Source organism: Elstera sp. (assembly GCF_044372965.1).
Lineage (GTDB): Bacteria > Pseudomonadota > Alphaproteobacteria > Elsterales > Elsteraceae > Elstera.
Window position 1 is genome coordinate 1 of the sequence record NZ_JBILQX010000221.1, and the last position, 5,119, is coordinate 5,119.

A 5,119-nucleotide genomic window follows, 5' to 3' on the forward strand; every position below is an offset into this window, starting at 1 on the left:
GCTGGAAGGCCGCAAGGGTCAGCCGCGCTTGAAGCCGCCGTTCCCGGCGGGCGCGGGCCTCTATGGTCTGCCGACCACGGTGAACAACGTCGAATCGATTGCCGTTGTGCCGACGATCCTGCGGCGCGGCGCTGAATGGTTCGCGGCGCTGGGGCGTCCGAACAATACCGGCACAAAGCTTTTCTGCATCTCCGGGCACGTGAATAACCCGTGCACGGTGGAAGAAGAGATGGGTATTCCGCTGAAAGAACTCATCGACAAGCATTGCGGCGGTGTGCGCGGAGGTTGGGACAATCTGCTGGCGGTCATCCCCGGCGGCTCGTCGGTTCCTGTTCTGCCGAAGGCGACCTGCGACACGGTGCTGATGGATTTCGATAGTTTGCGCGCCGAACGCTCGGGCCTTGGCACGGCGGCGGTGATCGTGATGGATCAATCCACCGACATCGTGAAGGCGATTGCGCGCCTGTCGAAATTCTACATGCACGAAAGCTGCGGCCAATGCACGCCGTGCCGCGAAGGCACTGGCTGGATGTGGCGCGTGATGGAACGCATGGTCAAAGGGCAAGCCGACATCGGCGAAATCGACATGCTGGAAGAAGTGAGCCGTCAGATCGAAGGTCATACGATCTGTGCGCTGGGGGATGCCGCCGCTTGGCCGGTTCAGGGGCTCATCCGCCATTTCCGTCCGGAAATGGAACGGCGCATTCTGGAGCGCAAAAGCGTTCCGGCACAGGCAGCGGAATAAGGGGCGGGGTGGGCTATGCCAAAACTAACGGTTGACGGCATCGAGGTCGAAGTCCCAGCGGGCGCGACCGTGATGCAGGCCTGCGAAGCCGCAGGCAAAGAAATTCCGCGCTTCTGCTACCATGAGCGCCTGTCGATTGCGGGCAACTGCCGCATGTGCCTCGTGGAGATGGAAAAGGCCCCCAAGCCAATTGCCTCCTGCGCCATGCCCGCCGCTGACAATATGGTCATCAAGACCGATACGCCGGTGGTCCAGAAGGCGCGCAAGGGGGTGATGGAGTTTCTGCTCATCAATCACCCGCTCGACTGCCCGATCTGCGATCAAGGCGGCGAGTGCGACCTGCAAGATCAGGCGATGGCCTATGGCCGCGATGGCTCGCGCTTCCACGAGAACAAGCGCGCGGTGCCGGATAAGAATTTCGGCCCACTGATCAAAACCTTCATGAACCGCTGCATCCATTGCACGCGCTGCGTTCGCTTCATTTCCGAAGTCGCGGGCGAGCCGGATTTGGGCGCGACGGGCCGTGGCGAGCATATGGAAATCGGCACCTTCATTGAGAAGGCCGTTACTTCGGAACTGTCGGGCAATGTCATCGATCTCTGCCCGGTCGGCGCGCTGACCTCGAAGCCCTATGCTTTTGCGGCCCGGTCGTGGGAACTGCGCAAGACCGAATCGGTCGATGTGCTGGACGCGGTCGGTGCGAATATCCGCGTCGATGTGCGCGGCGGCGAAGTGATGCGTGTTTTGCCGCGCCTCAATGAAGACATCAACGAAGAATGGCTGGCTGATAAGTCTCGCTATTCCGTGGATGGGCTGAAGAAGCGCCGCTTGGATAAGCCCTATGTTCGCAAGAACGGTAAGCTTGTTGCGGTCGAGTGGCCGGAAGCGTTGGGCGCGGTCGCCCATAAGCTGACGCAAACGCCCCCGCAGAAGATTGCCGCGCTCGCGGGTGATTTGGTCGATGCTGAAAGCACGTTCGCGTTGAAGCAACTCTTCACCAGCCTCGGCGTGACCAGCTTCGACTGCCGTACCGATGGCGCGGCCATCGGCGGCGGCGCGCGGTCGGGTTATCTGTTCAATACGGGCATCGCAGGGATCGAACAGGCCGATGTGGTGCTGCTGATCGGCAGCAACCCGCGCTGGGAAGCGCCGTTGCTGAATGCCCGCTTACGCAAGCGCTATCTGACGGGTGCGCTCACGGTGGCTTCGGTCGGCCCGCAGGTCGATCTGACCTATGGCGTCGAAGATCTCGGCAATGATCCGCAGGTACTGGATTCGCTGCTGGAAGGCACGCATCCGTTTGCCGAAGTTCTGCGCGGCGCGAAGAACCCGATGGTCATCATCGGCATGGGCGCGCTGACGCGGGCCGATGGCGCGGCCAATCTGGCGGCAGCGCGCGGGATTGCCGAGGCTTACGGCATGGTGCGCGACGGTTGGAACGGCTTCAATGTTCTGAACACGGCGGCGGGCCGGGTAGGGGCCTTGGACCTCGACTTCCTACCGCAGCCGGGTGGGCGCGATCTCAGCGGTATCCTGGCCGGGGCCGCGTCGGGGGATATCGAGGTCGTGTTCCTGCTGGGGGCTGATCTCGCCGATACGGCTGCGCTGAAAAACGCCTTCGTTATCTATCAAGGCCATCACGGCGATAGCGGCGCTGCCGTGGCCGACGTGATTCTGCCGGGGGCCGCCTATACCGAGAAAGATGCCACTTACGTCAATCTCGAAGGCCGTGCCCAGCGGGCGCAGCGGGCGACCTTCCCGGTTGGCGATGCGCGCGAAGATTGGAAAATCCTGCGCGCGCTCTCGGCCCTCGTCGGCAAAACCCTGCCGTTCGATAACCTCGGCGAGTTGCGGGCATTGCTGGCGCAGACCGCGCCGAGCTTCGCCGCCGTGGGGCAGGTGACGCAAGCCGCCTGGGGGCCGTTCGGGGCCGCAGGCGCGCTTTCGACCGCGCCTTACATTTACGCGATTTCCGATTACTACCGGACCGATCCGATTAGCCGTGCGTCCGAGACGATGGCGAAATGTTCGGCCCTGTTCGTTCACGGGCGTCAGCCCGACGATCTGCTGGAACGGGTTGGGACCTATGGTTGATTTCTGGCAAGATTACGCGCTTCCCACGGCGATTATGGTCGCCAAGATTGTCGCGATTATCGTTCCGCTGCTGGTGGCAGTGGCCTATCTGACCTATGCCGAACGCAAAGTTTTGGCGGTCATGCAGCTTCGGCGCGGTCCGAACGTGGTGGGGCCGTTCGGTCTGCTCCAGCCGTTCGCCGATGGTTTGAAGCTGTTGATGAAGGAAACCATCATCCCGGCGGGGGCGAATCGGGTTCTGTTCATCATGGCCCCGATGCTCACCTTCATTCTTGCGATGTTGGCCTGGGCGGTTATTCCCGTGAATAGCGGTTGGGTCTTGTCCGATATTAACGTCGGCGTGCTGTATCTCTTTGCGATCTCCTCGCTCGGGGTTTACGGCATCATCATCGCGGGTTGGGCGTCGAACTCCAAATATGCCTTCCTCGGCGCGCTGCGCTCGGCAGCGCAGATGGTGTCTTACGAAGTCTCCATTGGCCTCGTGATTATCACGGTGCTGCTCTGCGTCGGTTCGTTGAACCTTTCGCGGATCGTAGAAGCCCAGAAGACGGTCTGGTTCGTCATCCCACTGCTGCCCATGTTCGTGATCTACTTCATCTCGGCTCTCGCCGAGACGAACCGCTCGCCCTTCGATTTGCCGGAAGGTGAATCGGAACTGGTCGGCGGCTATTTCACCGAATATTCGTCGATGACCTTCGCCCTCTTCTTCCTGGGCGAATATGCCAACATGATCCTCATGTCGGCGATGGGCTCGATCCTGTTTCTGGGTGGCTGGCTGCCGCCGTTTGATATTGCACCGTTTAACTGGGTTCCCGGGCCGATTTGGTTTGCGCTGAAAATCTGCTTCCTGCTGTTCGGGTTCCTGTGGGTTCGCGCTACCTTCCCGCGCTTCCGGTACGACCAGTTGATGCGTTTGGGCTGGAAAATTTTCCTCCCCTTCTCGCTGTTCTACGTGGTCCTAGTCGCCGGGGTTCTGGTGGCGTTCGATTGGTTGCCGACGCCGTAAGGCGCGCGCGTTTGGGAAGGGAGACCCCTGTTATGGCATCCTTAGGCGCAACCGCGCGGAGCTTTATGCTCTGGGAACTGCTATCGGGCATGAAGCTGACCTTCAGCTATATGTTCAAGAAGAAGGCTACGCTGAACTACCCCTATGAAAAGGGCTTCATCAGTCCGCGTTTCCGGGGTGAGCATGTGTTGCGTCGTTACGCAAATGGGGAAGAGCGCTGCATTGCGTGCAAGCTGTGCGAAGCCATCTGCCCGGCCCAAGCGATTACCATTGAGGCCGAGCCGCGCGACGACGGTAGCCGCCGCACCACGCGCTACGACATCGATATGACCAAGTGCATCTACTGCGGCCTTTGCCAAGAAGCTTGCCCGGTTGATGCCATCGTGGAGGGGCCGAACTTCGAGTTCGCCACCGAAACGCGTGAAGAGCTTTTCTACAATAAAGCGAAATTGCTCGCGAACGGGGATCGTTGGGAGGTAGAAATTGCCGCCAATATCGCCGCCGACGCGCCCTATCGGTGAGAGCCCGTCATGATCTTGCAAACTGTCGCTTTCTATCTTTTCGCCACGATCTGCGTTGCATCGGGCGTGATGGTGATTTCGTCGAAGAACCCGGTTCACGCGGTTCTCTATCTCATTCTGGCGTTCTTTAACGCAGCGGGCCTGTTCGTGCTGATGGGCGCGGAATTTTTGGCCATGCTGCTCGTCATCGTTTACGTCGGCGCCGTTGCGGTGCTGTTCCTCTTCGTCGTGATGATGCTCGACATCAACTTTACCGAGTTGCGGCAGGGCTTTTTGCAGTATCTGCCCATCGGCGGGTTGATCGGCTTCATTCTGCTGGTCGAACTGCTGCTGGTTTTAGGCTCTTGGGCGGTGTCGCCCGACGCCGGATCGGCGCTGGTAGCGAGTACGGCGAGCGTTGGCGGTACAACCAACGCCCATGCCTTGGGCCGCTTGATCTACACCCATTACGCCCTTCTGTTCCAATGTGCGGGGCTGGTGCTGCTGATCGCCATGATCGGCGCCATCGTGCTCACGCTGCGCGAGCGGGTCGGGGTGAAGCGCCAAAAGATCAGCACGCAGATCGGGCGTCGCCGGGAAGATGCCGTGGTTGTCGTTCAAGTCGAGTCGGGGAAGGGGATTTAACATGGTGATCGGTCTCGATCATTTCCTCACCGTTGCGGCGATTCTGTTCACGCTTGGGATTTTCGGAATTTTCCTCAATCGGAAGAATGTCATCGTTATCCTAATGTCGGTTGAACTGATGCTGCTGGC

General features: G+C 60.2%; 6 protein-coding genes. All 6 read left to right on the forward strand.

All coding sequences use genetic code 11. The features are described 5' to 3' along the window. On the forward strand, positions 1-745 hold a 745-nt coding region (nuoF, locus tag ACIQ36_RS18150; RefSeq protein WP_395831936.1), incomplete at its 5' end, for an NADH-quinone oxidoreductase subunit NuoF. A gap of 15 nt (positions 746-760) precedes the next feature. Continuing rightward, positions 761-2,839 carry an NADH-quinone oxidoreductase subunit NuoG gene (gene nuoG / locus ACIQ36_RS18155; RefSeq protein WP_395831938.1) on the forward strand — a complete coding sequence of 693 codons (2,079 nt, stop codon included), beginning with the start codon at positions 761-763 and terminating at the stop codon, positions 2,837-2,839. Then, positions 2,832-3,845: an NADH-quinone oxidoreductase subunit NuoH gene (nuoH, locus tag ACIQ36_RS18160; protein WP_395831940.1), complete on the forward strand. Its 1,014-nt coding sequence runs from the start codon at positions 2,832-2,834 to the stop codon at positions 3,843-3,845. Before nuoG ends, nuoH begins: the two co-directional genes overlap by 8 nt. 32 nt (positions 3,846-3,877) lie before the next feature. Further along, complete coding sequence (gene nuoI / locus ACIQ36_RS18165; protein ID WP_395831942.1) at positions 3,878-4,366, forward strand: NADH-quinone oxidoreductase subunit NuoI; 489 nt, start codon at positions 3,878-3,880, stop codon at positions 4,364-4,366. Positions 4,367-4,375: 9 nt separating this feature from the next. Continuing rightward, the gene (locus tag ACIQ36_RS18170; protein WP_395831944.1) at positions 4,376-4,990 is read left to right on the forward strand and encodes an NADH-quinone oxidoreductase subunit J; all 615 of its coding nucleotides are present in this window, start codon (positions 4,376-4,378) and stop codon (positions 4,988-4,990) included. Between the two features lies 1 nt (position 4,991). Further along, positions 4,992-5,119, forward strand: a 128-nt coding sequence (locus ACIQ36_RS18175; protein WP_395831946.1) for an NADH-quinone oxidoreductase subunit K, incomplete at its 3' end; no start/stop codon positions are given.